At 70.9% G+C, this 24,142-nt stretch carries 22 protein-coding genes; 15 read left to right on the plus strand and 7 right to left on the minus strand.

What is annotated here, in order from left to right; all coding sequences use genetic code 11:
* The first annotated feature begins 144 nt into the window (after nucleotides 1-144).
* A complete protein-coding gene (locus AB0K60_RS24120; RefSeq protein ID WP_364059053.1) occupies nucleotides 145-2,181 on the plus strand; it encodes a cytochrome c oxidase assembly protein in 2,037 nt (678 codons plus the stop codon).
* A 329-nt stretch (nucleotides 2,182-2,510) separates the two neighbouring features.
* Nucleotides 2,511-3,341 carry a hypothetical protein gene (locus AB0K60_RS24125; RefSeq protein ID WP_364059056.1) on the plus strand — a complete coding sequence of 277 codons (831 nt, stop codon included), beginning with the start codon at nucleotides 2,511-2,513 and terminating at the stop codon, nucleotides 3,339-3,341.
* A gap of 119 nt (nucleotides 3,342-3,460) precedes the next feature.
* Here the strand turns inward: AB0K60_RS24125 and AB0K60_RS24130 are convergent, their stop codons facing one another.
* Complete coding sequence (locus AB0K60_RS24130; RefSeq protein ID WP_364059059.1) at nucleotides 3,461-4,168, minus strand: zf-HC2 domain-containing protein; 708 nt, start codon at nucleotides 4,166-4,168, stop codon at nucleotides 3,461-3,463.
* Nucleotide 4,169: 1 nt separating this feature from the next.
* Nucleotides 4,170-4,703 carry a sigma-70 family RNA polymerase sigma factor gene (locus AB0K60_RS24135; protein ID WP_364059167.1) on the minus strand — a complete coding sequence of 178 codons (534 nt, stop codon included), beginning with the start codon at nucleotides 4,701-4,703 and terminating at the stop codon, nucleotides 4,170-4,172.
* Between the two features lie 458 nt (nucleotides 4,704-5,161).
* On the opposite strand from AB0K60_RS24135, the gene AB0K60_RS24140 reads away from it, so the two are divergent.
* The 4 genes from AB0K60_RS24140 to AB0K60_RS24155 all read left to right on the plus strand — a co-directional run bounded on the left by AB0K60_RS24140 (nucleotide 5,162) and on the right by AB0K60_RS24155 (nucleotide 10,014).
* The gene (locus AB0K60_RS24140; RefSeq protein WP_364059062.1) at nucleotides 5,162-5,764 is read left to right on the plus strand and encodes a DUF4142 domain-containing protein; all 603 of its coding nucleotides are present in this window, start codon (nucleotides 5,162-5,164) and stop codon (nucleotides 5,762-5,764) included.
* Nucleotides 5,765-5,830: 66 nt separating this feature from the next.
* On the plus strand, nucleotides 5,831-7,273 hold the full coding sequence (locus tag AB0K60_RS24145; protein ID WP_364059065.1) for a DUF1996 domain-containing protein: 1,443 nt from the start codon (nucleotides 5,831-5,833) through the stop codon (nucleotides 7,271-7,273).
* A 208-nt stretch (nucleotides 7,274-7,481) separates the two neighbouring features.
* Nucleotides 7,482-7,973 carry a hypothetical protein gene (locus AB0K60_RS24150; protein WP_364059068.1) on the plus strand — a complete coding sequence of 164 codons (492 nt, stop codon included), beginning with the start codon at nucleotides 7,482-7,484 and terminating at the stop codon, nucleotides 7,971-7,973.
* Between the two features lie 160 nt (nucleotides 7,974-8,133).
* Entirely contained in the window at nucleotides 8,134-10,014 is a 1,881-nt protein-coding gene (locus AB0K60_RS24155; protein ID WP_364059071.1) for a propionyl-CoA synthetase, read from the plus strand.
* A gap of 82 nt (nucleotides 10,015-10,096) precedes the next feature.
* On the opposite strand, the gene AB0K60_RS24160 is transcribed toward AB0K60_RS24155, so the two are convergent.
* Nucleotides 10,097-10,831 (minus strand): DeoR/GlpR family DNA-binding transcription regulator, encoded by a 735-nt coding sequence (locus AB0K60_RS24160; protein ID WP_364059170.1) that lies wholly within the window; start codon nucleotides 10,829-10,831, stop codon nucleotides 10,097-10,099.
* Between the two features lie 398 nt (nucleotides 10,832-11,229).
* Here AB0K60_RS24160 and AB0K60_RS24165 point away from each other — a divergent pair, with 398 nt between their 5' ends.
* The 5 genes from AB0K60_RS24165 to AB0K60_RS24185 all read left to right on the plus strand — a co-directional run bounded on the left by AB0K60_RS24165 (nucleotide 11,230) and on the right by AB0K60_RS24185 (nucleotide 16,825).
* Nucleotides 11,230-12,264, plus strand: a complete 1,035-nt coding sequence (locus AB0K60_RS24165; RefSeq protein WP_364059074.1) for a 1-phosphofructokinase family hexose kinase — start codon at nucleotides 11,230-11,232, stop codon at nucleotides 12,262-12,264.
* A 43-nt stretch (nucleotides 12,265-12,307) separates the two neighbouring features.
* Nucleotides 12,308-13,678, plus strand: a complete 1,371-nt coding sequence (locus tag AB0K60_RS24170; RefSeq protein ID WP_364059077.1) for a sugar ABC transporter substrate-binding protein — start codon at nucleotides 12,308-12,310, stop codon at nucleotides 13,676-13,678.
* Nucleotides 13,679-13,988: 310 nt separating this feature from the next.
* A complete protein-coding gene (locus AB0K60_RS24175) occupies nucleotides 13,989-14,951 on the plus strand; it encodes a sugar ABC transporter permease (protein WP_364059080.1) in 963 nt (320 codons plus the stop codon).
* The gene (locus AB0K60_RS24180) at nucleotides 14,948-15,835 is read left to right on the plus strand and encodes a carbohydrate ABC transporter permease (RefSeq protein ID WP_364059083.1); all 888 of its coding nucleotides are present in this window, start codon (nucleotides 14,948-14,950) and stop codon (nucleotides 15,833-15,835) included. The genes AB0K60_RS24175 and AB0K60_RS24180 overlap by 4 nt, the downstream gene beginning before the upstream one ends.
* Nucleotides 15,836-16,825, plus strand: a complete 990-nt coding sequence (locus AB0K60_RS24185) for a zinc-dependent alcohol dehydrogenase family protein (protein WP_364059086.1) — start codon at nucleotides 15,836-15,838, stop codon at nucleotides 16,823-16,825.
* Between the two features lie 177 nt (nucleotides 16,826-17,002).
* Here AB0K60_RS24185 and AB0K60_RS24190 read toward each other — a convergent pair whose 3' ends face one another.
* Entirely contained in the window at nucleotides 17,003-17,590 is a 588-nt protein-coding gene (locus AB0K60_RS24190; protein WP_364059089.1) for a hypothetical protein, read from the minus strand.
* 242 nt (nucleotides 17,591-17,832) lie between these two features.
* Between AB0K60_RS24190 and AB0K60_RS24195 the strand changes: the two genes are divergently transcribed.
* Nucleotides 17,833-18,330 carry a GNAT family N-acetyltransferase gene (locus AB0K60_RS24195; RefSeq protein WP_364059092.1) on the plus strand — a complete coding sequence of 166 codons (498 nt, stop codon included), beginning with the start codon at nucleotides 17,833-17,835 and terminating at the stop codon, nucleotides 18,328-18,330.
* On the opposite strand, the gene AB0K60_RS24200 is transcribed toward AB0K60_RS24195, so the two are convergent.
* A complete protein-coding gene (locus AB0K60_RS24200; RefSeq protein ID WP_364059095.1) occupies nucleotides 18,312-19,058 on the minus strand; it encodes a class I SAM-dependent methyltransferase in 747 nt (248 codons plus the stop codon). The genes AB0K60_RS24195 and AB0K60_RS24200 overlap by 19 nt on opposite strands.
* Nucleotides 19,059-19,178: 120 nt before the next feature.
* Here AB0K60_RS24200 and AB0K60_RS24205 point away from each other — a divergent pair, with 120 nt between their 5' ends.
* Complete coding sequence (locus AB0K60_RS24205) at nucleotides 19,179-19,379, plus strand: EF-hand domain-containing protein (protein ID WP_364059098.1); 201 nt, start codon at nucleotides 19,179-19,181, stop codon at nucleotides 19,377-19,379.
* Between the two features lie 54 nt (nucleotides 19,380-19,433).
* Here AB0K60_RS24205 and AB0K60_RS24210 read toward each other — a convergent pair whose 3' ends face one another.
* Nucleotides 19,434-19,817, minus strand: a complete 384-nt coding sequence (locus AB0K60_RS24210) for a hypothetical protein (protein WP_364059101.1) — start codon at nucleotides 19,815-19,817, stop codon at nucleotides 19,434-19,436.
* A gap of 315 nt (nucleotides 19,818-20,132) precedes the next feature.
* Nucleotides 20,133-21,452 carry a PfkB family carbohydrate kinase gene (locus tag AB0K60_RS24215; protein WP_364059104.1) on the minus strand — a complete coding sequence of 440 codons (1,320 nt, stop codon included), beginning with the start codon at nucleotides 21,450-21,452 and terminating at the stop codon, nucleotides 20,133-20,135.
* Nucleotides 21,453-21,582: 130 nt separating this feature from the next.
* Between AB0K60_RS24215 and AB0K60_RS24220 the strand changes: the two genes are divergently transcribed.
* Together AB0K60_RS24220 and AB0K60_RS24225 are read left to right on the plus strand one after the other, a co-directional pair.
* Nucleotides 21,583-22,341 carry a DeoR/GlpR family DNA-binding transcription regulator gene (locus tag AB0K60_RS24220; RefSeq protein WP_364059107.1) on the plus strand — a complete coding sequence of 253 codons (759 nt, stop codon included), beginning with the start codon at nucleotides 21,583-21,585 and terminating at the stop codon, nucleotides 22,339-22,341.
* A gap of 94 nt (nucleotides 22,342-22,435) precedes the next feature.
* Nucleotides 22,436-23,785 carry a 6-phospho-beta-glucosidase gene (locus tag AB0K60_RS24225; protein WP_364059110.1) on the plus strand — a complete coding sequence of 450 codons (1,350 nt, stop codon included), beginning with the start codon at nucleotides 22,436-22,438 and terminating at the stop codon, nucleotides 23,783-23,785.
* The last annotated feature ends 357 nt before the right edge of the window (nucleotides 23,786-24,142 follow it).

The following is a 24,142-nucleotide window of genomic DNA, read 5'->3' on the forward strand; positions in this document are numbered from 1 at the left end:
CCTTGCCCCCATACCAGCACGGGCCGGGGCCTATGGGACTTGAGGAGATTCTGCTATCAACAGTGCTTCGAGTGCGCCGATTTGGCTCTTCACCGCGTATCTCCCAGTGACGCCGCTCGGAGGGGCGCGCGCGTAGGAGGTGTCATGGTTTCGAGCACGTCGTCCGTCGAGCAGCGGGCCGAGGGTCCGGCGGCCGGGGAACGCCCTGCGACCGGAGAGGACGCAGGCCCGGAAACGCGGGCGACGGCCGACGCGACCCCGGAGGCGGCCGGTGCTGGGGGTGCTGGGGGCGCGGGGGGTACGGCGGTTCGGCGGCGTCGGGTCGTCGTCTGGGCCGCGGCCGCCGTGGCCTGCGGGGTGGGCGTGCTCGTGCCGGCCCTCTGGTTCGGGATGAGCGGGCCGCCCCGCGCGATCGTGGACCTGCCCGACGCCGGGCCGGTGGTCACCTGGTCGTTGCCGGTGGTGCGGCTGCTGGTCAACGGGTTCGCCATGCTCACCGTGGGCGCGCTGCTCGCCGGGGTGGCGTTGCTGCCCGCCGACGGCGGGAGGTTGGGGCCGACGGCGCTGCGCTGCGTGCGCGCCGCCGGTCAGTGGGCGCTGTGGTGGGCGGGGTGCACCGCGCTCGGGCTCGCGCTGACCCTCGCCGACATCCTGGGCGTGCCGCTGTCCCGGCTCGCCGCCCAGGAGGCGGTGCTGGAGCTGATCGGGTCGTTCGACCAGGGCAGGGCCGCTCTGATCGTCATGGTCGCGGCGATGGCGGTCGCCGCCGCGGCCAATCGCGTGGCCACGGTCCGGGGCGGGCTCGCGCTGCTCGGGCTGGCCGTCTTCGCCCTGCTGCCCCCGATGTACGCCGGCCACTCCGCCTCCTCCGCCGACCACGACCTGGCGGTGTCGAGCATGATGGTGCACGGCGTGGCCGTGGCCGTGTGGGTCGGCGGCCTGGTCGCGATCCTGCTCTACCTGCGCGGCGCGGGCGAGCCGCTCGCGACGGCGCTGACCCGGTTCAGCGCGGTCGCGCTCGCCTGCTTCGCGGCGACGGGGATCTCCGGGCTGGTGAACGTCGTCGGCCGCTTCGACGACCTCGGCCGGCTCCTGACGTCGCGGTACGGCCAGCTCGTCATGGTGAAGGTCCTGGCCCTGGCGGTGCTGGCCGCGTTCGGGCTCGCGCATCGGCGGCGCACGATCGCCGCGCTCGTCGAAGGCCGCTCCCGGCGCCCCTTCCTGCGGCTCGCCGCCGGCGAGGTCCTCGTCATGGCCGCCACCGTCGGCCTCGCGGTCGCGCTGTCGCGCACCCCGCCGCCGCCCGGGGAGGGCGAGGCGTCGTGGGTCGGCCTGCAGCTCGGGTACGATCTGCCGCCGTTGACGTGGGAGCGCCTGGTCACCGAGGGGCGTCTCGATCTGGTCGCCGTGCTGGCGCTGGTCGCCGCGGGTCTCGCCTACGCGGCGGGGATGCGGTGCCTGCGGCGGCGGGAGGGCCGATGGCCGGCGACGCGGGCGCTCGCCTGGTACGCGGGGCTCGCCGTGGTGGCGTTCGCCATGCTCAGCGGCGTCGGCGCGTACAGCAGGGCGATGTTCTCCGTGCACGCGATCCAGCACCTGGTCCTCACCGTGCTCGGGCCGCTGCTGCTGGCCTTGGGCGCGCCCCTGACCCTGTGGGCGCGGGCCCGATCCGGCGAGGGGAGGTTCTCCGGCGGCCGCACATGGACCGCCCACCCGCTGGCGGTGGTGGCCGCGTACGCGGTCCCGATGGCGGCGTTCTACTTCACCGACTTGTTCACGGTGGCGCAGTGGAGCCACGCCGGGCACCTGGTGAGCCAGGTCGTGTTCCTCGGCACGGGATTCCTCTACTTCCGGCTGGCGCTGGAGGCCGACCCGCCCGCCGTACCGCTGGGACTGGGCAACCGCGTACGGCTCCTGCTCGCCGGTCTGCCGGCGCATATGCTGATCACCGTCGCGCTGCTCGACGGGCCGGTGGTGGGGGAGAATTGGTATCGTCGGCTCGGGCTGATGTGGGCGGGGAGCGGCGCGGGCGGCGGGATCGCCGCGGAGTCCGTCGCGCTCGCCACCGACCAGCGCATCGGCGCGGTCATCAGCGGGCTGGGCGCCTTGGCGGTCTTCACGGCGCTGCTGGTCGCCCTCGGACTGCGCGGATGGGCGGCGAAGCGGGGCGCGCGGGGCTGACCCGCCAGGGCGCCAGATGTCCTATTTGCACCTTTAGGGTCAAAAGTCCTAATAGGCCAGTCAATGCCAGCGTGACCTTTGGTATGACGGTTTGTCGATGAGCCTGGTGAGGTTAGACTTCCGTGAGCTTGCCCCGCGATCCCGCCGCCTCCCCAGGGCGGAGGGCTACCTGTGAACCCTGCGCATGAACTGAAAACTCGCCCACTTTTCATAACTTTCTGGTACCAGAGTTGGTCAAGTGGCGATAGTGTCATCTTGCGCAAGTTCCAGATCCTCGGGCAGTTCCCCTCACGGCTGGTCCCTCTCTTCACGAGGATGGGATGAAGGAAATGCGACAAGGATTCGCTCCGCGTCGGAAGAGCCGCAGGCTCCTCCTCGCCGGGGCGTTGGCGACCGCGGTCGTGGTCGTCGGCATCGCCGTCCAGGGCATGACGTTCCTGGTCGCGGTGCGCGGCTTTCTGGAGTTCTACACTGGAGCGTTCTCGCTCGTAAGTCTGAGTTTGACGGTGATGGTGGGGCTGGCCGCCACCGACCGCCTGCTGTTGTCCATCCGATTTCGCATTCTCCTGCAGATCGCCCACCGGGTGATCACCACGTTCGGCCTGGCCTTCCTCGCGACCCACGTCATTCTGAAGATCTCCTCGGGCAAGGCGGAATTCGTCAACGCCTTCATCCCGTTCTCGGCCGATCGGGTCGCGGTGAGCCTGGGCACCGTGGCGGCCCTCGCCTGGCTGATGATCACGCTGACGGGCGTGTTCCGCATCCGGTTCGCCACCCGGGGGCAGCCCTGGATGTGGCGGCTCGCGCACAGCATGGCGTACCTGTGCTGGCCCATCGCCATCGTGCACGGCCTCACCGCGGGCCGCGCCGCCGCCCTGTGGGTGGTGCTGAGCTACGTGGCCTGCCTGATCATGGTCGGGCTCGCCCTGGTGATCCGGCTGGTGGCGACGTTCCGCGCCAAGCAGGCCGGCGGCCGGGTCGTCGCGATGCCGGTACGGCGCGGCATCGGCATGGGGAGCGGCATGGGTGGCGGCAAAGGCGTGGGCGCGCAGCCCGACCTCATCGAGGGCATGGCCGCGGACGGCGTGATGGACGCCGAGTTCTGGGCCTCGCTACGCCGCGAGGTGCGCCGCAGAAGCAGGAACGAGGTACGACGCTGAAGTCCCGCAGGCTCTCCACCGGCATGCCCTGCCTGGACGGCGAAGAGACCTGGGGACTTCAACGGGGACTTCATCGGCGACTCCAATGGGGACTTCGAAGCCGTACGGGCCGGCCGACCTCATCCGGCGGGGACGTCCAGCAGATCGGGTCCGTTGTTGGTGCGGAACTCGAATCGCTTGATGGACGCCTTGTCGAACGACGTCGCGCCCTTGATCTTCAGCGGCTCGTCCTGCCCGGCGACGCCGTACGACTGGCCGGCCTTGACCTTCCAGCTCGCCACGGTCTCGGTCTCGCCCGTCTTGGAGACGGCGACCAGCGTGCACTGCAGCGGCCCCGTCACCCCCGTGAGCTCGAAGGAGACCTCGGTGCCCCAGTCCTGGGCGACCAGGGCGATGGACGCCTGGACGTTCTTCTCCGGGCTGGCGGCGCGGAAGGTCTGCGAGGCGATGTTCTGCTCGGCGCGGTCCGGCCACAGCTGCCGCACGGCGACGGGCGTCAGGGCGGTCACCGTGACCGCGGCGGCCACGGCCAGCCACAGCCCGCGCGTGCGCTTGCGCCGCCGGGCGGCCACCCGGTCGAGCAGCGAGGCCACCGCGGCCTCGCCGCTCGCCCGCCGAGGCTGGATCGGGGCGGCGTCCATCGCCATGGGGCCGCCCTTGATCAGGTCGAGGGCCGTCGGAACCTCGTGTAGTTCCAGCAGCTCGGCCTGACATTCCATGCAGTCCACGAGGTGGGCTTCGAACGCCTCGCTGTCGGCGGGGTCGAGGACTCCGAGGGCGTACGCCGCGACCTCGAAGTGAGGATCGAAGTGAGGAGGGGAGAACATGTCAGGGCATCCCTCTCTCTTTCAAGGCGGCTCTGAGCGCCCGGAGGGCGTAGTAGACGCGAGATTTCACGGTACCCGGAGGCACCCCGAGGATCTCCGCCGCCTCGTTGATGGTCCGATCCTTCAAATATGTCTGCATCAGAGCCTCGCGGTGCTCTTCGGAGAGCGTGAGCAGGGCGTCGGAGACCACGATCGACGACAGCGTCGAGTCGGAGGCGTCCGGCACCCACGCGGTCTCCAGGCCGTCCGGCTCGACCTCCGGCGGGCGCACGCTGCGACGCCGCCGGCCGTCGATGACAATGCGCCTGGCCACTGTCATGAGCCAGGCCCAGAGCAATCCCGGTTCCCGGTTGAGCTTCCCGGCGTTGCGCCAGGCGCGGAAGACCGTCTCCTGGACGACGTCCTCCGCCCACTGCAGGTCACCGCCGGTGAGTCTGCGTACGTTGCGAAGAAGCGGGCCGCGGAACTCCTGGTAGAGAGCCGTGATGAGCTGCTCTTCCGGGTCGTTGTCGGCGGCCGGCCCCTGGGGGCTGATGCTGCGGTAGCGCTGCACGCCCCACATAGTGCCAGCAACTCAGTCTGCACATCCATAAAAATCGCAACTCCAGTCACATCAACTTTTTTCATCAGTTTCCTTGAACCGAGGCCCAGCCTCCTCCGTAGCTTCCCTCGGAAAACAGCCCGACTCCGGAGGGGGAAGGTGACAGCGGTGGGACGCGGTGAGCGCGGTACCGAACCGGCGCAGGCGCCGTGCCCGACCGCTGTCCGCCCCTCGGCGGCTCGCGCCGCCGAGGTCCTCGATGAGAGATACGCACGAACGGCTGGAACGTCTCAATCGCCGGGCCCGCAGATGACAGGGTCCGAGCCGGACGGCCTGCGGTCGGTCTTCCTCTCCGGCGCCAGGGCGTGTGGCGCCGGTGATGGCGCTGATAGCGGCAATAGCGGAGGTGGCTACTAACTGTGGACGGCACGAATCGCATAAAGGCAGTCGAGTTGCTTCTTGTCGCTGCCTTTCTTGTCGTCGCCACGGTTGCGATCATCGTGATCCTGCCGAAGGCGGCTCCCGCGGATGGAACGGGGAGCACCGGGGACCCCGAGGTCCTCAGCCAGACCGCCTCCGGTCCGCTCACCACCGCCGACCGCGACTTCCTCTTCAAGATCCGACAAGCCGGGCTCTGGGAGATCCCGTCGGGCAACATGGCGCAGAACAAGTCCAACAACCAGAAGGTGCGGGACGTCGGCCGCATTCTCGCCGCCGATCACGTCAAGCTCGACGAGCAGGTCCGCGCGCTGGCCGCGCAACTCGGGGTCGTACTGCCGAGCGAGCCCAGCGAGGACCAGCAGAAGTGGCTGGCCGAAGAGATGGCCGCGAACCCCGGCGAGCAGTTCGACCAGGTCTTCGCCAACCGGCTGCGCCTGGCCCACGGCAAGGTCTTCGGCACCATCGCGCTGATCCGCGCGGGCACCCGAAACGACCAGATCCGGGCGTTCGCCGAGGTCGGCAACACGTTCGTGCTCAAGCACATGCGCCTTCTGGAGAGCACGGGGCTGGTCGATCACAACCAGCTGCCCCAGCCCCCGGCTCCGGCCAAGTGATGACGAAGGACACAGACTTCCATGGTTAGTGACACGCCTAAACGCAAGCGTTTTGCTGGCGTACTCATGGCGGTGACGCTCGCGGGGGCGGGTTTGACCGTGGTCGACGCGGTCACGACCCCCGCCGTCGCGGCCCCCTGCCTGCGGATCGGGCAGGCGGAGCAGAACAACAACCAGCAAGGTCAGAACCAGGGGCAGGGGAACAACGATCAGCAGGGCCTGGACCAGAGCGATCTGGGCCAAGGGCAGGGTGACCAGGGGAACAACAACCAGGGTCAGGGCCAGGGCCAGGGGAACAACGATCAGCAGGGCCTGGACCAGAACGGCCAGGGTCGGGGTGACCAGGGTCAGGGCCAAGGTCAGGGCGGTCAGGACCAGGACCTGGGTGGCGGTCAGAACGGCCAGCAGGGCCTGAACCAGCAGAGCGGGCAGGACGAGCAGCAGCTCCAGGCGTTCGGCCGCAACAACCGCAACCCTGGGGACAACAACCGCAACCGCGGCTTCGGAAACGGTCAGGACAGGTTCGGCAACAACCGCGGTGGCTTCGGCGGCGGCCGAGGCAACAACAACGGCAACAACAACGGCGGGGGCAATCAGGGCGGTGACCAGGGCGGTGACCAGGGCGCGTGTGATGACGTGGGTCCGGCGCTGAGCGACTTCGCCGACGTCCGCACCTTCCAGCCGGTGCAGCAGCCCAGGTTCGGCCGGAACGGCTCGCGCGGCACGTTCATCTCCCGCTGCGGCACCAACCAGAACGGCCACTTCAACTCCGACAACCACATCGTCGCCCCGGGCGTGAGCAACGGCGCCCAGCACCAGCACGACTACGTCGGCAACCTGACCACCAGCGGCCAGTCCACCGACGAGAGCCTGGCGGCCGGCGGCACCACCTGCGCACGCGACGACAGGTCCGCCTACTTCTGGCCGGTGCTGCGCGACCGCACCCGGCAGGGCAACGACGCCAACGCCCCCGGCGGCGGCCAGGACGGCAACATCGGCCGCATCCTCACCCCGCGCGCCGCGATCATGGAGTTCCGCGGCAACCCGCAGAGCAGGGTCGTCGCCGCCCCGCGCTTCCTGCGCATGATCACCGGTGACGCCAAGTCCGCCGTCAACGGCGGCGCGAACGCCAGGGCCGGCTGGACCTGCTCGGGCTTCGAGAACCGGATCTCCGGCGACAAGTACCCGCTGTGCCCGCGCGGCAGCCTCGTCACCCGCGTCCTGGACTTCCCGAGCTGCTGGGACGGCCAGAACCTGGACAGCGCCAACCACCGCACCCACGTGGTCTTCCCGGACGGCAACGGCGCCTGCCCCGCCGGGACCCAGGCGATCCCGCAGTTGCGGATGACCCTGAGGTACGCGGCGCCCGCCGGGCCGAACTTCGCGGTGGACGCCTTCCCCGACCAGAAGCACGCCCCGATCACCGACCACGCCGACTTCCACAACGTGATGCCGGAGAACCTGATGAACTTCGTGGTCGACTGCATCAACAGCGGCCGGCGCTGCTGACCCGCGCGACCGCCGCGTCATGGGCGCGGCATTCACCTCCGACCCGTTCATGGGCGGCCCGTCGACGACGGCCGCCCATGCGGCGTTTCAGCAGAAAAACCGCGCAGTTAACACGAAAACCCGCTGATATGGATGAACCTTCATCGTGCTCGCGGCGTACCTCACAGCAGAGATCACCCCACCCGCCCTCGCGGAGGAGAGCACGTCGATGAGTTTCCCCCACAAGACCCGCCTCGTCGCCAAGCGTGCCCGGCTTCTCGCGCCGCTCATCGCGCTGCCGTTCGCCGTGGCCTGCGGCGGAGCCGAAGGCGTCGACGTCCAGGGCGCCGGCCACCACGACGGTCAGGTCGTCGCCAAGCAGGCCCAGGTCTACAACATCCAGGAACTCGCCAAGGCGATCGGCTGCGGCAAGCCCAAGATCCAGGTCAAGGCCGCCGACATCACCTCCGGATACTGCAACATCGACAAGCAGCGCTACTTCCTGTCCACCTTCCCCACGCTGGAGGGCATGCGGTCCTGGGCCAACGAGGAGCAGGGCTGGGGCTCGGTGCTGGTCGGCAACCAGTGGGTCGTCGGCGTGGCCCCCGAGAGCCTCCTGCCGGAGCTGCAGGCCAAGCTCGGCGGCACCATCCAGGGCGAGCACCAGATGGCCCACGACGGCGAGCTCACCGCCGGCCACTCCGCCGGATCGGGCCACTGATCACCCATCCGGCTCTCCGGCCCGCTCACCGACGGACCCCGACCGCCGAACTCGCGCGCACCGCCGCTCACCGCCCTTTGCACTCGGTGTCATGGACAATCGGCCCGGCAGGCGGATAAGACGACGGGAGAACGTTGGCGACGGGTCCAAAGGAGAGACAGTGGGCGCGTATCAGGAGACCTACCGCAGGAGTCTGGACGATCCTGAGGGTTTTTGGCTGGAGGCGGCCTCGGCCATCGACTGGGACCGGCCGCCGGCCCGCGCGCTGGACGCCTCCAACCCGCCGTTCTACCGATGGTTCCCCGACGCGACGCTCAACACCTGCCACAACGCCCTCGACCGGCATGTCGCCGCCGGTCACGGCGACCGGACCGCGCTCGCCTACGACTCGGCGTACACGGGGGCGAAGATCGCCTACACCTACGCGGAGCTGCGTGACGAGGTGGCCCGGTTCGCGGGCGTGCTGCGCGGGCTCGGCGTCGAAGCCGGCGACCGCGTGGTGATCTACATGCCGATGATCCCGCAGGCGGTGATCGCGATGCTCGCCTGCGCGCGGCTCGGCGCGGTGCACTCGGTGGTGTTCGGCGGGTTCGCCCCCAAGGAGCTGGCCGTACGCGTGGACGACGCCAAGCCGAAGGTGCTGCTGTGCGCCTCGTGCGGCATCGAGCCGAACCGGCTGGTGGAGTACAAGCCGATCGTGGACGAGGCGCTGGACCTCGCCGCCCACCAGGTCGAGCGGGTGGTGGTGTTCCAGCGCGAGCAGGCCCGTGCCGCGATGGGCGAGCGGGACCTCGACTGGGAGGAGGCGCTGGAGTCGGCGGTCCCCGCCGAGTGCGTGCCCGTCGCCGCGACCGACCCGCTCTACATCCTCTACACCTCCGGCACCACGGGCAGGCCCAAGGGCGTGGTCCGCGACAACGGCGGCCACGCCGTCGCCCTCGCCTGGTCGATGCGGTACATCTACGACATCGGCCCGGGGGAGGTGTGGTGGACCGCCTCCGACGTCGGCTGGGTCGTCGGCCACTCCTACATCGTGTACGGCCCGCTGCTCGTCGGCGCCACCACGGTCCTGTACGAGGGCAAGCCGGTCGGCACCCCGGACGCGGGCGCGTTCTGGCGGATGATCTCCGAGTACCGGGCGAAGGCGCTGTTCACCGCCCCCACCGCGCTGCGCGCCATCAAGCGGGCCGACCCCGAGGCCAAGGAACTGGCCCACTACGACCTGTCCTGCTTCCGTACGCTGTTCCTCGCCGGAGAGCGGCTGGACCCGGAGACGTACCACTGGGCGAGCGACGTGCTCGGCGTTCCGGTGGTCGATCACTGGTGGCAGACCGAGACCGGCTGGCCGGTCGCCGCCAACCCGCGCGGCCTCGAACCGCTGCCGATCAAGGCGGGCTCGCCGACGGTCCCCGTCCCCGGCTACGACGTGCGCGTCCTGGACGCCTCCGGCACACAGCTGCCCGCCGACGCCGAGGGCGCGATCTGCATCAGGCTTCCCCTGCCGCCGGGCACCCTGCCCACCCTGTGGAACGACGACGACCGCTACGTCGAGGGCTATTTGTCCCGCTACGACGGCTACTACCTCACCGGCGACGGCGGCTTCCTCGACGAGGACGGCTACCTGTACGTCATGGGCCGCACCGACGACGTGATCAACGTGGCCGGGCACCGGCTGTCCACCGGCTCGATGGAGGCGGTGCTCGCCTCCCACCCGGCGGTCGCCGAGTGCGCCGTGATCGGCGTGCACGACTCGCTGAAGGGCCAGGTGCCGCGCGGCCTGGTGGTGCTCAAGGCGGGCGTGGACGTCGACGAGGAACGGCTGCGCGCCGAGCTGGTGGCGGCGGTGCGGGCCCAGATCGGGCCGGTGGCGTCGTTCAAGGACGTGGACGTCGTCCCCGCGCTGCCGAAGACGCGCTCGGGCAAGATCCTGCGCAAGTCCATGCGCGCGATCGCCGACGGGCGGGAGGAGCCCGTGCCCTCCACCATCGAGGACCCCGCGGTCCTGGAGAACCTCCGCCCCGTCCTGCGCTCCGGCGACTGAGCGCCGTTCCGCCCGATAACGACACCTATACCGAGACCTATACCGAGACCTATACCGGCACCGGCCCGCGCGGACGCACGGCTCAGACGCGGCGGACCGTCACCCCGGCGTCCTCCAGGCGGCGTAGCTCGTCGTCCGGCAGGCCGGTGTCGGTGATCAGCAGGTCCACGTCGGACAGGTCGGCGTACTTGAGCATGCTGACGTGGCCGATCTTGCTGTGGTCGGCGAGCAGGATCCGGCGGCGGGCCGCGCCGTACATCATGCCCTTGATCATGGCCTCCGCCTCGTCGGGGGTGGTCACCCCGCGCTCGACCGACAAGCCGTTGGTGCCGAGGAAGGCGACGTCGGCGCGCAGCTCGGACAGGGCGCGGGTGGCCCACATGCCGACCTCGGCGAGCGTGACGCCGCGCACCCGGCCGCCGAGGGTGTGCACGGTGAGGCGGGGGCGGCTGACCAGCGTGAGCGCGATCGTCAGCGAGTTGGTGAAGACGGTCAGGTCGCGGTCGGAGGGGAAGATCTCGGCCAGGCAGCCGACGGTGGAGCCGTTGTCGAGCAGCACGGCCCCGGTGCGCGGCAGCTCGTCGAGGGCGGCCCGGGCGATGCGCCGCTTCTCCTCCATGAACTCGGTCCGCGCGGAGATCGCCGGCTCGAACGACAGCTCGTCGACGGCGATCGCGCCGCCGTGCACCCGGCGCAGAAGTCCAAGCTTCTCCAACTCGATCAGATCCTTGCGGATGGTCTCGGTGGAGACCTGGAACTCGTCGGCCGCGGCGGCGGCGTCCACGCGCCCGGTCGCGCGCACCGTGCGGACCAGCATCTGCTGGCGCTGGGAGGCGTAGAGCGACTGATCGGAGCGGCGCCGTGCCCGCTCGGAAGCCTGTTCAGGGGCCTGTTCAGAGACCTGTTCTGGGGCCTGTTCTGGGGCCTGCTCAGGGGGTCCTTCGTGGGGTCGCTCGGGGGCCCGCTCCGAGGTCCCGGTCCCGCTCATCGCCACCTCGTCCATCGCTCGGTCCCGTCTTTCACTGGTCGCGTCCCAAGAGTACGGCGAGCCGGGCGGCTGCGATCCCGGTCCGCGGTTCCCGGAGGGGATATGTCTCCAACCATCGCCAAGTAAACGCAATCAAACCCTTGACTCTGCAATCAATCACAACTAGAACCAATGAGTACCAACGTAACCCGCAAGAAATCTCAGGTTCACGGAGGGCGACCCCGCCTGTGATCATCACTGTCACGCCCAACCCCAGCCTCGACCGCACGTACCACGTGGACGAGTTCCGCCTCGGTGAGCTGCACCGGGCCAACTACGTCGCGGTCGAGGCCAGCGGCAAGGGCGTGAACGTGTCACGGGTGCTCGCCGCGCTGGGCGTGCCGACCGTCGCGGTCCTCCCCGTCGGCGGCCGGGCGGGCCACGACCTGGCCACGCTGCTCGGCGAGACGAGGCTGCCGTGCCGCGCCGTACACGTCGGCGGCGCGGCACGGGTCAACGTCACCGTGATCGAGCCGGGCGGCCGCACCACCAAGGTGAACGAGCCCGGCGAGCCGCTCACCGAGGCCGAGCTGGACGAGCTGGTACGGCAGGCCCGCACGGCCGCGGTCGAGACCGGCGCGGCCTGGGTGGCCTGCTGCGGCTCCCTGCCTCCGGGGGCGGGGCCGGAGCTGGTCGCCCGGCTGGTCGACGCGGCGCACGCGGCCGGGGCCAGGGCCGCCGTCGACACCTCCGGCGCGGCGTTGCCGGCGGCGTTGGCGGCGGGCGCCGACCTGGTCAAGCCCAACCGCGAGGAGCTCGCGGAGCTGGCCGGGCGGCCGTTGCCCGACCTGGCCGACGTCGTCGGCGCGGCCCGCGAGGTCGCCGCCGGCGGCACCGCGGTGCTGGCGAGCGCCGGCTCCGAGGGCGCCGTGCTCGTCGACGGCGGCGCGACCCGCTGCCTGTGGGCGCGGGCGCCGAGGATCCGGCCGGTCAACACCACCGGCGCGGGGGACACGCTGCTCGCCGGCTACCTGGCCGCGTTCCTCGGCCGAGGGGCCGCGGACGCCGCCGTCTGCCTGGCCGAGGCGGTGGCGCTGGGCACGAGCGCGTGCCTGGTTCCGGGCACGGCCGAGCTGCCCGAGCGGCTCATCCCGGCGGCGGAGGTGACCGTACGGCGGATCGACGCGGCCCCGCTCCCCGAGGAGCCGCACGAGGCGCGACGGTCGTTGGCGAACGGGGCGGAGCCGGGCCCGGCCCGGCTCGACATCGGGGGCGTCGGATGATCAACCGGCCGCCGAGCGGCGGCGGTAAGACCAGGAGGTCAGGATGACGTCACAGGGTCGCTATCGGCGCTCCCTCGCGATGATCGCGAGCGTGGCCGCCGTGGCGTTGGCCGCGGGCGCGTGCGCCGGGGCCGGTGGTGGCGGCGGCAGCGGAGCGTCGGGCGAGAAGTCGATCAACGTGCTCATGGTCGGCAACCCGCAGATGGAGGACATCTCCCGCCTCACCGCCGACAACTTCACCAAGCAGTCCGGCATCAAGGTCAACTTCACGATCCTTCCCGAGAACGAACTGCGCGACAAGGTGACGCAGGATGTCGCCACAGGGGCCGGGCAGTACGACGTGGTCACCGTGGGGGCCTACGAGGTGCCGATCTGGGCCAAGAACGGCTGGCTGCACGAGACCTCCTCCTTCGCCGCGGCCGACGCCGCCTTCGACCAGGCCGACCTGCTCGAACCCATGGTCAAGTCGCTGTCGGGCACCGACGGCAAGATGTACGCCGTGCCGTTCTACGGCGAGTCGTCCTTCCTCATGTACCGCAAGGACCTGTTCGAGAAGGCCGGGCTGACGATGCCCGAGCGGCCCACCTGGCAGGAGGTGGCCAAGTTCGCCGCCAAGCTCGACGACAAGAAGTCCGGCGTGGCCGGCATCTGCCTGCGCGGCCTGCCCGGCTGGGGCGAGGTGTTCGCCCCGCTCACCACGGTCGTCAACACCTTCGGCGGCACCTGGTTCACCAAGGACTGGCAGGCCCAGGTGAACTCGCCCGAGTTCACCTCGGCGGTGAAGTTCTACGTCGACCTGCTCAAGAAGCACGGCGAGGCCGGCGCGGCCCAGTCCGGCTTCACCGAGTGCCTCAACACCTTCGGCCAGGGCAAGGCCGCCATGTGGTACGACGCCACCTCGGCCGCGGCGTCGCTGGAGGACCCGAAGACGAGCAAGGTCGCCGGCAAGGTCGGCTACACCTTCGCCCCGGTGGAGAAGACCGAGTACTCCGGCTGGCTGTGGACGTGGGCCTGGGCGATGCCGAAGACCACCAAGAAGGCCGACGACGCGTGGAAGTTCATCGCCTGGGCGTCGGGCAAGGACTACGAGAAGCTCGTCGGCCAGCAGCTCGGCTGGTCGCGGCTGCCCGACGGCAAGCGCAAGTCCACGTACGAGATCCCCGAGTACCAGAAGGCCGCCGCGGCCTTCTACAAGGTGACGCTCGACTCGATCGCCAACGCCAACCCGGAGAACCCGGGCACGCAGCCGCGGCCGACCGTGGGCGTCCAGTTCGTGGGCGTGCCGGAGTTCGCCGACCTCGGCACGAAGGTGTCGCAGCAGGTGTCGGCGGCGATCGCCGGCCAGACCACGGTCGAGGAGGCGCTCGCCGAGGGGCAGAAGCTGGCCGAGCAGGTCACCCTCAAGTACCGGTGAGGCCCGGCCCCGCCGTCGCCGGGCAGGACGGCGGGGCCCGGTCTCCCTGAGCCCGGCGCGGCGCGGCGCCCGCCCTCCCTTCGCCCGCGCACCCTCGCGGTCGCCCCTCTGGGCGCCCCGCCGCGCCGTTCTCGTCCGAATTGCCCACCCGCCGCCCGCCCGGCCGATCACACGCCGACCGCCCGCGGCCCGCCCGCCGACCGATCGTCACGTCCGATCCTCACGCCCGTGCGGCGCACACCCGGGGAGTGCCCGCCGACCGAACGCCGCCCCACCGAACGTCCGCCCACGGAATGTTCAAGGAACTCCGATGACCATCGCCCCCTCGCCGCCGGTGGCGGCGAAGCCGTCCCCCCGCGGGCCCGCGCCACAACAGCGGCGGAGCGAGCGCTGGACGCGCCGGTTCCCGCTGCTGCCCGCGCTGGTCTTCACGATCGTCGTCACCCAGCTCCCGTTCGTCGTCACCCTGGTGATCTCGACCTTCGGCTGGAACGTCCTGCACCCGAACGACACCGCGTTCGCCGGCCTGCGCAACTACATCACCGTCTTCACCGACGGGCGGCTGCGCGCCGCCGTGGTCAACACCGTCGTGCTGACCGCGAGCGTCGTGATCATCTCGATCCTGCTCGGGACCGTGCTCGCCTTCCTGCTCGACCGCAGGTTCGTCGGCAGGGGGATCGTGCGCACGCTGCTCATCGCGCCGTTCCTCATCATGCCGATGGCCTCGGCGCTGCTGTGGAAACACGTCATCTACAACCCGACGTACGGGCTGATCAGCAGCACCATCGACATGATCCAGCGGCTGTGGGGGGACACCGTCCCCACCCGCGTCGACTGGGTCACCGACTACCCGATGACCACCGTCGTGGCCTCGCTGGTGTGGCAGTGGACCCCGTTCATGATGCTGATCATCCTCGCGGGGCTGCAGAGCCAGTCGGGCGACGTGCTCGAGGCCGCCCGCGTCGACGGCGCGGGACCCTGGCAGATCTTCCGCTCCATCACGATGCCGCACCTGCGCCGCTACATCGAGCTCGGCGCGCTGCTCGGCTCGATCTACGTGGTGCAGACCTTCGACGCGGTGTTCACCATCACCCAGGGCGGGCCGGGCACGTCCACCACCAACCTGCCGTACGAGATCTATCTGACCATGTTCCGCAAGTACGAGTACGGCGAGGCCGCCGCGGCGGGCGTGGTGGTCGTGATCGCCACCATCATCGTCGCGACGTTCACGCTGCGCGTCGTCTCGTCGCTGTTCCGGGAGGAGACGCGATGACATCCCAGGTGACGGCCGCGCCGACGGCCACGGCGCCGCGCAGCGGGTCCCACGCGCGTCCGCGCGGGAGGCAGGGCCACAGGTGGGGCGTGCTGTGGACGCTGCTCGCCTGGGTCGCGGCGGTGTTCTTCTTCTTCCCGGTGCTGTGGATGGTCCTGACCTCGTTCAAGACCGAGTCGGCGGCGGCGTCCAACCCGCCGGACCTGTTCGCCACGCCCACCGTCGCCCAGTACGAGCTGGTGCTTGAGCGCGGCATCGCCCCCTACCTCATCAACTCGGCGATGGCGGCGCTCATCTCCACGCTCGCCGTGCTCGCGCTCGCGCTGCCCGCCGCGTACGCGCTGGCGATCAAACCCGTGCCGAAGTGGCGCGACGTGCTGTTCTTCTTCCTGTCGACGAAGATGCTGCCCGCGATCGCCGCCCTGCTGCCGCTTTATTTGATGGTGCAGTGGCTGGGCATGCTGGACAACGTGTGGTCACTGGTCATCCTCTACACGGCGATGAACCTGCCGCTGGCGGTGTGGATGCTGCGCTCCTTCCTCCAGGAGGTGCCCGTCGCGATCATCGAGGCGGCCCAGGTGGACGGCGCGCGGCTGCCCACCGTGCTCGTCCGTGTGATCGGCCCGGTGATCATGCCGGGGGTCGCGGCGACCGCGCTGATCTGCTTCATCTTCGCGTGGAACGAGTTCCTGTTCGCGGTGAACCTGACCGCGACCCGGGCCGCGACCGCGCCGGTGTTCCTGGTCGGCTTCATCACCAGCGAGGGCCTGTTCCTGGCCCGGCTGTGCGCGGCGGCCACCCTGGTCTCACTTCCGGTGCTCATCGCGGGTTGGATGGCACAGGACAAGCTCGTACGCGGACTCACCCTGGGAGCGGTCAAGTAAATGAAGGCAGCGATCATCGTCAAGCCCGGAGAGATCACCGTCGAGACCGTGCCGGACCCGGCGCCCGGCCCGCGCGACGTCGTCGTACGCGTCGCCGCCTGCGGCATCTGCGGCACCGACCTGCACATCCTCGAGGGCGAGTTCGCGCCCACGCTGCCGGTCGTGCCCGGCCACGAGTTCGCCGGCGAGGTCGTCGAGGTCGGCGCGGACGTCACCGAGGTACGCGTGGGCGACCAGGTGGCGGTGGACCCCTCGCTGCACTGCGGCGAGTGCTACTACTGCCGCCGCGCCTGCGGCAACCTGTGCGAACGGTGGAACGCGATCGGCGTCACCGTCTCCGGCGGCGCGGCCGAGTACGTGGCCGCCCCGGTGAAGAACTGCTTCAAACTGCCCGAGGGCGTCGCCACCGCCGACGCCGCCCTCATCGAGCCGCTGTCGTGCGCCGTACGCGGCTTCGACGTGCTGCCCCGGGACATGGCCTCCCACTACCTCATCTACGGCGCGGGCACGATGGGCCTGATGATGATGGAACTGGCCAAGCGCGCGGGCGCGGCCACCGTCAGCATGGTGGACCTCAACCCCGACCGCCTCGCCACCGCCCGCCTGCTCGGCTGCACCGACGCGGTGACCTCCGCCGACGAACTGGACCGGCCGCGCGGCTGGGACATCGTCGTCGACTGCACCGGCGTCGTCGCGGCCATCCAGGACGGGCTGAGCCGGGTCGGGCGCGGGGGCACGTTCCTGCAGTTCGGGGTCTCCAACGAGGACGCCAAGGCGGTCATCGAGCCGTACAGGATCTACAACCAGGAGATCACCATCACCGGGTCGATGGCCGTGCTGCACAGCTTCGAGCGGGCGGGGGAGCTGTTCGCCGCCGGGGTGCTCAAGCCCGAGGTCATGATCAGCGACCGGTTCCCGCTCGACGAGTACGAGACCGCGCTGACCCGCTTCAAGAACGGCATCGGCAGAAAGATCCAGGTCCAGCCCTGACGGCTGGTGAGCGCGCCGCCGGACGGTTCGCGGACCGTCCGGCGCGCCGATGCGGGTGGCTCGCGGTCATGGTGGCCGACACGTGACGCCTTTTCCTCGGCGGATCTCCGTTTCCGATTCGTCGATATCGGCGTCCGGTCGTGTTTCGCCGGCCTGGTGCCGCCCGGCGGCGAGAACCTAAGCGCGGCCGGAGAACTCCTCCAACTGCCGGATGATCGGCGAGATGAGTTCGTTCAGCTCCCTGACCAGCACGATCACGGCTCGGCGGGCCGTGCCCTCGACGTCCTCGCCGGGCCCGTCCGGGGCGGCGGGCAGGTCGCCCAGCGGAACCGGCGCGTCGATCTGGAGCGTGCCACGCAGGTAGGGAATCTTCGCCAGGTCCTGCTCGGACGGCTCGACGAACTGCCCGAACACCTCCGGCCAGTCGAGCCATCCCCGGTCCTGCCACCAGTCCCGCGACCAGGTGAGGGCGGCCGGCCACGGCGAGACCAACTGGGCCTGGACGGTCAGCGTCCCGTCGTAGGAGTTGCGCACGCAGGTCGCGTCGAGCACCCGCCGGTGCCAGCGTACGAACCCCGGCGACAGCGTCGGGGTCGTCGCCAGCCGCCACGCCGTGCAGGCGAACGCGACCGGCGCGATGTCGCCCCACGCCTCCGAGAACTCGTCCAGACCTGCCCTCACGTGCGCGTCGTAACGGCTGATCCCGTCGGCCGCGTGCTCCCTGTCGTAGTCGTGATCGATCCAGAAGGCCAGGTGCTCGCTCAATCGTCCTCCCGACGGTGGATCAGGTCCGGTACGGCCAGACGCGCCTCCGACCGGCTGTTCCATTGAATCGGATATGCCCGGCACAACCCGTCCGAAGGACGACGCCCATAGCGAACATGGCCCAAACAAATGGTCAACGCCCGGCACCACCGCGGCGATCTCGGCCTTCCCGGCCGCCGTCCGCCGCCGCGCCGAGCGGTACGCTCGTCGGCGACACGGCGTCGGCGCGAAAGGTGTGGATCGTGCGGTTGCTGCCCGCCGTCGAGGCGTACGCGGAGACGATCGCCGCCTGGCCCGCCTCGGGGCACGAGGTGACGATGTGGTGCGGCCGCCGGGAGTATCCCCTGCCGCCGCGGGTCGTGGCCGAGTGGCTGCGGGAGCAGGACGTCCGGGCGTACGCGCTGCTCGACGGCCGGGACCTGCTCGGCTACGGCGAGCTGTGGTTCGACGCCGAGGAGGACGAGGTCGAACTGGCGCGGGTCATCGTCGCGCCCGGCTTCCGGGGCAGGGGCGTCGGCAGGGCCCTCGTGCGCAACCTCACCGGCCTGGCCCTGGACGCGGGCCAGGCGAACATCTTCATGCGCGTCCACCCGGACAACCAGGCCGCCCTGCGCTGCTACCGCCACGCCGGGTTCCATCCCGTCGACGACGACCTGGCCGCCGCGTGGAACGCCGCCCAGCCGGTCGCCTACGTCTGGCTGCGTCACGCCGCCCCCGCCGATCACCCGTCGCCCGGCTGACCGCCGGGCCGAGGTTCGGGGAGGGTGGCCAGGAAGCCCGCCCGGCCCGGCGCCAGGTCGTGATCCCCGTACGAGGCGAGCTCGCGCACCGTGAAGCCCGCACGGCGCAGGGCGTCGGTGATCTCGTCGCGGGTGTAGAGGCGCTGCAGGTGGGTCTCGTCGGAGCGCCGCCACAGCTCGCCGAGCCGCCGGAAGGTGGTGATGCGGCGGGTCAGCGTGCCGGAGGACTCGGCGGCGTGCACGACCGCCATCCAGTCGTCGCCTTCGGTGCAGGCCACGCGGGGGCGCGGCTCGGTGCCGACGAGGCACACGTCGAACAGCAGCAGACCGCCGGGGCGCAGCGCTCGGCGCACCCGGGCGAACAGGTCGGGCAGCAGGGTGGAATCGGTGCCGACCCGCGGGTCGAAGGCGTAGTTCAGGCACTCGCCGATGGAGACGACGGCGTCGCACTCCGGCAGCGGCACGTCGGCGAACGAGGCCACCTGGAGGACGGCCCGCGGCGCCCGGGACCTGGCAAGGGCGATCGCCGCGGGGGAGATGTCCACGCCGTGCACGCGATGCCCGGCCTCGCTCAGCCGCTGGGCCAGGATGCCGGTGCCGCAGCCCAGGTCCATCACGACCGCGTTCGACGGCAGCAGGGGAAGCAGCGCCGTGGCCGCGGCGCGGGCGAGATCCCCGTACCCGGCGTCGTGCACATGGGCCAGATCCTCGTTGTAGTAGGTGGTCACGATCGGTTCCCCAGGACGGTACGCCGGTGTGACCGGCAGGGCGGATGTGCGTGCCCGACGCTACTCTTTGATCTGCGCGTCAGCGATAAACGGTGGTGAACCACCACGGAAAGGACATCCATGTCGTCGCAGTCGGTGCCCGAGCTTAGGAAGTTGTTCGACGAGATCGACCAGAGTGGCGACGGATACATCTCGCAGGCCGAGTTCGTCCGGCGCTTCCCCCACGTGACCGCCGAAGCGCTCGCCGCCCTCGGCGACGCGGCCGATGTGGACGGAGACGGGAGGATCTCGTTCGAGGAGTTCGTCCGCCTGCTGGCGTAGGCCGGGCGAGGCTCCCGGTAGGTCCTGGTCCGGTGGGTCCTGGTCCGGTGGGTCCTAGTGAGGCCGCGCCTTCGTGAGCACGGTCTCGTAGATCTCGTACACGGTGACCAGGAGGGCCGCCACCGCGATCGCGGTCAGGTACACCGCCCGCGAGATCGCCAGACGCCGGCGCGGACGCCACGCCGCGTCCGGGGCAGGAACGCCATGCGCCTCGGCGGCCGGTGACGCGGACCCGGCGCGAGCGGACTCCGGGGGCGAGACGCCGAGATCGACCTTGTCCCGGTAGGTGATGTCGGGGTGGCGGTCGAGGTAGCCCTTGGGGAACGCCGTGATGCTCGTGGCCCGGCATTTGGGGCAGCGGGTGCCGCTCGGCGGAGGCTGGACCGGAAGGCCGTCCGACAGCCAGACCTCGATGACGTTGCCGCGATTGTCGGTCACCTGCCGGAGGACGTACTCCTCCGCCCAGATGTGCTGACAGCGAAGACACTCGAACGGCCACACCTCGCGAGCCCCGGAACCGTGCACAAACTCCACCTCCGTGTTCGCATAGTGACGTATCGTCATCAAGGGGAGTGTACGGCGAGGTGCTCAGACGGTCAGGTGGGCGGTGATTGGCGGCGAGGCCACAGAATTATTGCGTTCGGTAACGTGTCGTGCGCTTGGCGGGCATGGGTCGGGCATCGGGATGCGAACGACGTGTTCCTCGGCGATCCCGATGGCTGTGCCGTGGTTCCGGTGCCGGCCGTCCGTCGGTCACGACGAGGAAGCGTGCGGCGGGTCCGAGGCGCCGGGTCGCGCGCAGCGCGTCCCGTGCACGGCCTCGACATCGTCCGGAACGCGTCGTTCCTCCGCCCCTGAGCCTTTCGGCGCTGATCCGTCCGCCGCCGGGCCACTCGCCCTCGGCTCCGCCGCCCGGGATTCCGCCCGGGTTCCGGACGTCCGGGGCGCCTTGCTCACGTCGGCGTACCGGGCGATGGTCGCGGCGGCGCGGCGGACCGCGTTCACCGGCACGGTCGGCACCAGCCGTTCGAGGAACGAGTACCGCCGGGCGAGCAGGTTGTCGTAGGCGCGCCCGCGCCCGGCGGCGGCCCGCACCTCGTGCCACCAGTCGGCGATGTCCCCCCAGCCGGGCGCGGCGAGCGACCCGCCGAACTCCTGCACCGCGAGCGCCGCGCACAGCTCGGCGAACGCCAACCGGTCGGCGAGCGGCCACCCGCACAGCGTGCCCAGCACGATCCCCGCGCCGAAGACGTCGCCCGCGCCGGTCGGGTCGAGCGCGGTCACCCGGGGTGCCGGGACGTACGCCTCCTCGCCGGTGCTGGAGTCGATCGCCATCGCCCCGTTGGCCCCGTCGGTGACGACGGCGAGCGGAACCCGGTCGGCCAGCAGGTACAGCGCCTCGCGCGGGCTGTCGGTGCCGGTGTAGGCCATCGCCTCGACCGCGTTCGGCATGAACGCGTGGCAGTAGGACAACTGGTCGAGCAGGGCGGGCGACCAGGTGCCGGAGGGGTCCCAGCCCACGTCCGCGAAGATCATCGAGCCTTGGCGGCGGGCCAGCTCGGCCCAGCCGCACGAGTCCGGTGACCCGCCCCCGCCGAGCGGCTCGTCCGGGGACAGGCCCACGATCACCACCCGCGAGCGGGGCGGCGTGCCTATCATGTCCGAGGCCGGCATCGGGGCCGGATGGCCGTGCGTGACCATGCTGCGGTCGCGATCCACGGCCATGGACACCGTCACCGGCGAATGCCAGTGCTCGAACCGTCGCGACCGGGACAGATCCACGTGCTCCTGCTCCTCCAGCGTCCGCCAGCAGAAGTCGCCGTAGTCGTCGTCGCCGAACGCGGCGGCCAGCGAGGTGCGCAGCCCCAGCCTGCTGGTCGCGATGGCGAGGTTGGCGATGCCCCCGGGGCACGAGCCCATGCCCTCGGCCCACACCTCGGTGCCCGCCGCAGGCATCGCGCGCAGGCCGGTGAAGACGATGTCGAGGAAGACGGTGCCCGAGAGGAAGACGTCGAACTGCGGCGCGTCCGCTGTTCGCAGGTCGGCGAGTGGGTCGTACGCCTGTGCATCCACCGGCTGTCCTCCTCGACGAAGCGAGATGGGCGCAATCTTGCACGGTCTTCCGGGGCATAGCAAATCGATCGCGCACGTGTTTGCTCCATCCTGCTCACTTGTGCGCGAAATTGACTGATAGGATGCGCCCGTGCTCCAGCACCTCCGACACGCCGAGATCATGCGCCGCGTCCGGCTCGCGGGCGCGACCAGCGTCAGCGACCTGGCACGCCAGCTCGGCGTGAGCCCGTCCACGATCCGCCGGGACCTGGAGGTGCTCGACCGCGATGGAACGCTCCGGCGGGTGCGCGGCGGCGCGCTGGCCGGCGTGGACGCCGACGGCGACCTGCCGTTCGCCGAGGTGGCGGCCGTCGATGAGCAGGAGAAGGACGCCGTCGCCCGGCGCGCCGCCGAGCTGGTGCGCGACGGCGAGGTGATCCTGCTCGACATCGGCACCACGACCATGCGCCTCGCCCGGCACCTGCGCGGGCGCCGCATCACGGTCGTCACCACCAGCCTCGCCGTACTCGACGTGCTGCGCAACGACCCCGACGTGGAGCTGCTGCTGCTCGGCGGCATGGTCCGCCGCGCCTACCACTCGCTGGTCGGGGTGCTGACCGAGGAGGCGCTCGGCCAGGTCTGCGCCGACCGCGTCTTCCTCGGCGCCAGCGGCGTGCGCCCCGACGGGCAGCTCGTCGACACCACGCTCGCCGAGGTCCCGCTGAAACGCGCCATGATCGCCGCGGCCGGTCAGGTGGTGCTGCTCGTCGACCGGCACAAGTTCCCCGGCACCGGCGCGCTGCGCGTCTGCGGGCCCGAGGCCGTCGACGTCGTCATCACCAACGAGGGCGCCGACGAGGCCATCCTCGCCAACCTCCGCGCCGCGGGCGTGGAGGTCGTCCTCGTTTGAGGTCTCCGGTCCGTTTGCGGCAGTCCGGAAGCGTCGTCGGCCCGCGGCGGGAAGAACCTGACAATCGCCGCGAGTCGAAGTCGAAGGAGCCGCGATGAAACTGGCCGTTGTCGGGGGCGGGGGCTTCCGGGTTCCCCTCGTGTACGGCGCGCTGCTGCGCGACACCGGCACCCCGCGGGTGGAGGAGGTGGCCCTGTACGACGTGTCGCCCGCGCGGCTGGAGGTCATCGGGCACGTGCTCGGGCAGCTCGCCGCCGGATACCCGCGACCGCCGCGCGTGCGCGTCGCCGCCGACCTCGACGAGGCGCTGCGCGACGCCGACTTCGTCTTCTCGGCGATGCGGGTCGGCGGTACGGCGGGCCGTGTCGCCGACGAGCGGGTCGCGCTCGACCTCGGCCTGCTGGGGCAGGAGACGACCGGCCCCGGCGGCATCTGTTTCGCCCTGCGCACGATCCCGGCCGCGATGCGCGTGGCCGAGCGGGTCGCGGCGCTCGCCCCCCGCGCCTGGGTGATCAACTTCACCAACCCCGCCGGCATGATCACCGAGGCGATGCGCGAGGTGCTCGGCGACCGCGTGGTGGGCATCTGCGACTCGCCGATCGGCCTGGTCAGGCGGGCCGCCACCGCGCTCGGCCTCGACCCCGCGCGGGTCTCGCCGGGCTACGCGGGCCTCAACCACCTGGGCTGGCTGACCGAGCTCGGCCACCAGGGTGAGGACGTGCTGCCCCGGCTGCTCGCCGACGACGACGCGCTGCGCCGCGTCGAGGAGGCCCGGCTCTTCGGTCCCGAATGGGTGCGCACCCTGGGCGCGCTGCCCAACGAGTACCTGTTCTACTACTACTTCACTCGCGAGTCGATCGCCGCGATCACCGGCGGGCGCACCCGCGGCGAGATCCTCCTCGACCAGCAGGAGCGCTTCTACGCCGCCGTCCGCGAGCGCCCCGGGGACGCCCTGGCCGAGTGGCAGCGCACCCGTCGGGAACGCGACGCCACCTACATGGCCGAGACCCGCGGCATCGCCGACGCCGGCGAACGCGACGCCGCCGACCTGGAGGCGGGCGGCTACGAGGGCATCGCCCTCGCGCTCATGGCCGCCATCGCCCGCGGCGAGCCCGCCACGATGATCCTCAACGTGCGCAACGGCACCGCCCTGCCCGGCCTCCCCGCCGAGGCCGTCGTCGAGGTGCCCTGCGCCGTCGACGGCTCCGGCGTCCACCCGCTCGCCACCCGGCCCCTGCCCGGCCGCTTCCTCGGCCTCCTCCAACAGGTGAAGGCGGTCGAGCAGACCACCATCGAGGCGGCCCTCACCGGCTCACACCGCCTCGCCGTACAGGCCCTCGCCCTGCACCCCCTGGTCGACTCGGTCGGCACCGCCCGCGCCCTGCTCGACGCCTACCGCGCTCGCATCCCGGAACTCGCCGCCGTCCTGCCGGGTCCCCGCTGACGATGTCGGGCGAGCCGCGGCGGCCCGTTCGGTTCCAGGAAGGCACGCTTGACCTGCGCCGGAACCCGGATGACGGGTAGCCCGAGGCTGGCATCTGTCTCGTCCGACCGCCCGGCGGGGAGAACCGCATGCGCGAACCTCATTACGGCACGCATGAGAAACTGGCCGAGCAGGTTGTCGACCAGTTGACGCCGTATTTGGATCGCCCCTTCGGGTCATTCGGCCACTGAAGGCGGAAGGAGGGCGGGTACTCGCCGGACCGGGGCGCACCGTTGCGGCGGACACACCAGATGGCGCGACCACACGTAATCGAATGGTAGCGTTCTGTGCATGCCTACCCCTCGGCATGACGCCCTC

The organism is Thermopolyspora sp. NPDC052614 (assembly GCF_040678635.1).
Classification (GTDB): domain Bacteria; phylum Actinomycetota; class Actinomycetes; order Streptosporangiales; family Streptosporangiaceae; genus Thermopolyspora.

Coding starts and splice junctions, on each gene's coding strand:
- AB0K60_RS24120 (WP_364059053.1), top strand. CDS start 145: ATGGTTTCGAGCACGTCGTCCGTCGAGCAGCGGGCCGAGGGTCCGGCG.
- AB0K60_RS24125 (WP_364059056.1), top strand. CDS start 2,511: ATGCGACAAGGATTCGCTCCGCGTCGGAAGAGCCGCAGGCTCCTCCTC.
- AB0K60_RS24130 (WP_364059059.1), bottom strand. CDS start 4,168: ATGTTCTCCCCTCCTCACTTCGATCCTCACTTCGAGGTCGCGGCGTAC.
- AB0K60_RS24145 (WP_364059065.1), top strand. CDS start 5,831: ATGGCGGTGACGCTCGCGGGGGCGGGTTTGACCGTGGTCGACGCGGTC.
- AB0K60_RS24150 (WP_364059068.1), top strand. CDS start 7,482: ATGAGTTTCCCCCACAAGACCCGCCTCGTCGCCAAGCGTGCCCGGCTT.
- AB0K60_RS24160 (WP_364059170.1), bottom strand. CDS start 10,831: ATGCTGGTCCGCACGGTGCGCGCGACCGGGCGCGTGGACGCCGCCGCC.
- AB0K60_RS24170 (WP_364059077.1), top strand. CDS start 12,308: ATGACGTCACAGGGTCGCTATCGGCGCTCCCTCGCGATGATCGCGAGC.
- AB0K60_RS24175 (WP_364059080.1), top strand. CDS start 13,989: ATGACCATCGCCCCCTCGCCGCCGGTGGCGGCGAAGCCGTCCCCCCGC.
- AB0K60_RS24180 (WP_364059083.1), top strand. CDS start 14,948: ATGACATCCCAGGTGACGGCCGCGCCGACGGCCACGGCGCCGCGCAGC.
- AB0K60_RS24185 (WP_364059086.1), top strand. CDS start 15,836: ATGAAGGCAGCGATCATCGTCAAGCCCGGAGAGATCACCGTCGAGACC.
- AB0K60_RS24205 (WP_364059098.1), top strand. CDS start 19,179: ATGTCGTCGCAGTCGGTGCCCGAGCTTAGGAAGTTGTTCGACGAGATC.
- AB0K60_RS24225 (WP_364059110.1), top strand. CDS start 22,436: ATGAAACTGGCCGTTGTCGGGGGCGGGGGCTTCCGGGTTCCCCTCGTG.